At 68.3% G+C, this 4,300-nt stretch carries 3 protein-coding genes and 1 pseudogene; 3 read left to right on the top strand and 1 reads right to left on the bottom strand.

What is annotated here, in order from left to right; all coding sequences use genetic code 11:
• The 3 genes and pseudogenes from G3N93_RS35330 to G3N93_RS35320 all read left to right on the top strand — a co-directional run.
• A pseudogene (locus G3N93_RS35330) lies at positions 1 to 308 on the top strand (acetyl-CoA C-acyltransferase); the annotation flags it as partial.
• 94 nt (positions 309 to 402) lie between these two features.
• Positions 403 to 2,469, top strand: coding sequence for a 3-hydroxyacyl-CoA dehydrogenase NAD-binding domain-containing protein (locus G3N93_RS35325; protein ID WP_206135050.1), 2,067 nt, complete (start codon positions 403 to 405; stop codon positions 2,467 to 2,469).
• Positions 2,462 to 3,514, top strand: a complete 1,053-nt coding sequence (locus G3N93_RS35320) for a CaiB/BaiF CoA-transferase family protein (RefSeq protein ID WP_206135049.1) — start codon at positions 2,462 to 2,464, stop codon at positions 3,512 to 3,514. Before G3N93_RS35325 ends, G3N93_RS35320 begins: the two co-directional genes overlap by 8 nt.
• A 52-nt stretch (positions 3,515 to 3,566) precedes the next feature.
• On the opposite strand, the gene G3N93_RS35315 is transcribed toward G3N93_RS35320, so the two are convergent.
• Entirely contained in the window at positions 3,567 to 4,229 is a 663-nt protein-coding gene (locus G3N93_RS35315) for an HAD-IC family P-type ATPase (protein WP_307873447.1), read from the bottom strand.
• Positions 4,230 to 4,300: the final 71 nt, after the last annotated feature.

Raw genomic sequence — 4,300 nt, 5'->3', positions numbered from 1 at the left:
GCCCCACGCCCGCCGTGCGCAAGGCGCTGGCCAAGGCGGGCATGGCGGCCTCGGACATCGACCTGTGGGAGATCAACGAAGCGTTCGCCACCGTGCCGATGAAGGCGGCGCGCGATCTCGGCGTGCCGCTCGAGCGCGTGAACGTCAACGGCGGTTCGATCGCGATGGGCCACCCGCTGGGCGCGACGGGCGCCATCCTTCTCGGCACCGCGCTGGACGAACTGGAGCGGACCGGCCAATCCACCGCGCTGGCCACCCTGTGCGTCGGCGCCGGCATGGGTATCGCCACCATCATCGAACGCGTTTGAAGAGGGCTCGACACATGACCACCTACACCACCCTCTCGTTCGAGTGGACGCCAACGGTATCGGCCTGGCCACCCTCGACCAGCCCGGCCGCGCGATGAACGTGCTCGCCCCGGCGCTGATGGAAGAATTCACGCGCGTCATTGGGCACGTGACACAGGACGCCGGAATCAAGGGCCTCGTGATCACGTCCGGCAAGCCGAGCTTCATCGCCGGGGCCGACATCGACCAGCTCAGCCGGATCACGTCCGCCGAGCAGGCCTTCCAGTTGAGCGAACAGCTCAAGGCGCTGCTGCGCCGCATGGAGACATGCGGCAAGCCCGTGGTGGCCGCGCTCAACGGCACCGCGCTCGGCGGCGGACTGGAACTGGCGCTGGCCTGCCATGCGCGCTTTGCGATCGACGATCCCAAGGCGAAGATCGGCCTGCCTGAAGTCAAGCTGGGCCTGTTGCCCGGCGGTGGCGGGACGCAACGCCTGCCGCGCATGATCGGCATCCAGAAAAGCTTCGAGCTGATCACCCAGGGCGTCGAGTTGAGTCCGGCCAAGGCGCTGGGGCTCGGCCTGCTGAACGAGCTGGCCGTCACGCGCGAGGAACTGCTGCACAAGGCCCATGCATGGTGCCTGGCCCACCCCGCGCCCGTGCAGCCGTGGGACACCAAGGGTTTTCGCATGCCCGGCGGCGACAGCAAGAGTCCCGCCGTCGTGCAAATGCTGGCCATCGCGCCTTCCATCGCCAATGCGAAGGCGCATGGCAACTACCCGGCCCTGACTCACATCATGAGCTGCCTGTTCGAGGGCGGCCTGCTCGACTTCGACGCCGGCTCGCAGGTGGAGTCGCGCTACTTCGCCGCCTGCGTGATGTCGCAGGTCAGCCGGAACCTGATCGGCACGCTGTGGTACCAGCTCAATGCGATCAAGAAGGGGCAGTCGCGCCCCGCCGGCGTGCCGTCGGGCAAGGTGAGGAAGGTGGGCATCCTCGGCGCGGGGATGATGGGGGCCGGCATTGCGTACGTGTCGGCCAAGGCGGGCATCGACGTGGTGCTGCTCGACACCACGCAGGAGAACGCCGAGAAGGGCAAAGCGTATTCGGCAGGATTACTTGACAACGCGCTGGCGCGCGGCAAGACCACGCAGGACAAGCGCGACGCCCTGCTCGCGCGCATCCTGCCCACCACGCGCTACGACGACCTGCAGGGCTGCGACCTGGTGGTCGAGGCCGTATTCGAGGACCGCGCGATCAAGGCCGACTGCACGACGCTGGCCGAGGCCGTCATCGGCGAGGACGCGGTGTTCGCGTCCAACACGTCCACGCTGCCGATCACGGGGCTGGCACGCGTGAGCCGCCGTCCGGCCCACTTCATCGGCCTGCACTTCTTCTCGCCCGTGGACAAGATGCCGCTGGTCGAGATCATCGTGGGCGAGAAAACCTCGGACGCGACGCTGGCGCGCGGCTTCGACTACGTGCTGCAGATCGGCAAGACGCCCATCGTCGTGAACGACAGCCGGGGCTTCTACACGTCGCGCGTGTTCGCCACCTACGTGATGGAGGGCATGGCGATGCTGGCCGAAGGCGTGCATCCGCGTTCCATCGAAGTGGCCGGCCTCAAGGCAGGCATGCCCATGCCGCCGCTGGCGCTGCAGGACGAAGTCTCGCTCGGCCTGTCGTTGCACGTGACGGACCAGACTCGCCGCGACCTGGAGGCCGAAGGCAAGGCGTACCCGCCGCATCCCGCCGAGGCCGTGCTGCGCAAGGTGGGGCACGACCTGGGCCGCGTCGGCAAGAAAGCGGGCAAAGGCTTTTACGACTACCAGGGCAAGGAAAAGTCGTTGTGGCCCGAGCTCACCGCGCTCTACCCGCCGCGCGCCGACCAGCCCGCGCAGCAGGAGCTGGTGGATCGCCTGATGTTCATCCAGGCGAACGAGGCCGCACGCTGCTTCGAGGAAAACGTGGTGCGTTCGGTGGCCGATACCAACGTCGGCTCGATCTTCGGCTGGGGCTTTGCGCCACACCACGGCGGGGCCTTGCAGTTCATCAATGCGATGGGCGCGCAGCGCTTCGTGCAGCGTGCGCGCGAACTGGCGGCGCAGTATGGCGCGCGTTTCGAGCCCGCCGCGATCGTGGTCGAGCTGGCCCGTGCCGGCGGGAGGTTCGAGGATGCATGACGCAGCGCGCGCCGGCGGCGCATTGCCTCCGTTGCTGTCCGGCCTGCGGGTGCTCGATCTCTCGCGCAACCTGCCCGGCCCGTTTGCGACCCGCATGCTGGCCGATCTGGGCGCGAGCGTCATCAAGGTGGAGCCGCCCGAGGGCGACCCGACGCGCCCGCTGGCGGGGCTGTTCGACGCCCTCAACCACGGCAAGGAATGCCGCACCGTCGACTTTCGGCGTGACGCGGACCTGGATCGGCTGCGCGCGTGGACGAAGGAGGCCGACGTGCTGCTCGACAGCTTCCGCCCCGGCGTATTGCAAAGCCTGGGGTTGGACCGTGCCGCCCTGCATGCGATCAATCCTCGCCTGACCATGGCGTCCATCACCGGCTACGGGCAAAGCGGCCGCTGGGCGTGCAAGGCCGGACATGACATCAACTTCATGGCGATGTCGGGCGTGCTCGACCAGATGCGCGCCCCCACGGGCGAACTGGCTCAGCCCAACGTGCAATGGGGCGACCTCGCAGGCGGGAGCGCGATGGCCTGCATTGCCGTGCTGTCGGGCGTGTTCGACGCGCAGAGAACGGGACGGGGCAGGCACCTGGACGTGAGCATGACCCACGGACTGCACGCGCAGCTCGTGATGCCGCGCGCCACCGGCGCCATGCTGGCGGCGACGCTCGGCCGCCGCCCCGGTGCGGGCGAGGATCTGCTCAATGGTGCATTGCCTTGCTACGGCCTGTACGCGACGCGGGACGGTCGCCACCTCGCGGTCGGCGCGCTCGAACACAAGTTCTGGAAGGCCGCATGTGACGTGTTCGACCGCCCCGACTGGGCGGCACGCCACTGGCAGCGCGGGCAACTGCCCGGCTCCAGCGACTGCGCAGCCCTGCGTGCCGAAGTCGAACGCCTGATCGCATCGCAGCCGCTGGCGATCTGGAGCGAACGGTTCGCGTCGGCGGATGCCTGCGTGACGCCCGTTCTCACGCTGGAGGAGGCTCACGCACATCCTCTTTTCTCGGATCACGCACGGCTGCAGCCGTGGGCCGAGATCGGGGCTTGAGGGGCCGGCGAAGGAACCACGAGACACGCACGACCGCGCGCCTCTCCTCCGCTCACGCGTCGCGAACCTCTTCGTCGATCCGCAGCAGCCGGCCGGCGTTCGCAATCACGATGAACGTGCCGACGTTGTGCAGGATCGCCGCCCACACCGCGCCGAGCATCCCGGTCGCGGCGAGCGCGATCACCGCGAGCGTCCATGCGAGGCCGATCGCCGCATTGGTCGTCGCCGTGCGCCGGCATTGGCGGCCGAGGCGGATGCAGGTCGGAATCCGCTTCAGGTCGTCGCCCAGCAGCACGACATCGGCCGATGCAATCGCGATGTCGACGCCGCGCTCGCCCATCGCGATGCTCGTCGAGCCGGCCTTGATCGCCAGCACATCGTTCAGCCCGTCGCCGACGACGAGCGGATGCAGGCCCGCGCCGATCTCGCGCATCACGTAATCGAGCTTGTCGTGCGGCAGCGCCTGTGCGACCACCGTCTCGATGCCGGTCTCGGCCGCGACCTTGCCGGCGACGCGCTCGAGGTCACCCGTCAACAGCGTCTGCCGTGCAAGGCCCAGCGTCCGCAACTCGGCGAGCGCGTCGCGCGCGTCGGGCCGCAGCGTGTCGGCGAACCCGAACCACGCGAGCAGCCGCCCGCAGAGCGCGAGCCCGACGGTCGGCCCGTCGAAACAGTACGGGGAGATCGGAAGAGCACACGTATGAAATGCAGTCACGGGTCGGAATCTCGGATGACGTCCTCGGCTGGAAAAAACAAGAGAATAGAAGTGCGTGTAGTAGAGTGAGA

Origin of the sequence: Burkholderia sp. Se-20378, assembly GCF_017104665.1 — a bacterium.
GTDB lineage: Bacteria > Pseudomonadota > Gammaproteobacteria > Burkholderiales > Burkholderiaceae > Burkholderia > Burkholderia lata.
The sequence above is the reverse complement of the archived record's forward strand: the minus strand, read 5'-3'. Positions and strand labels throughout refer to the sequence as shown.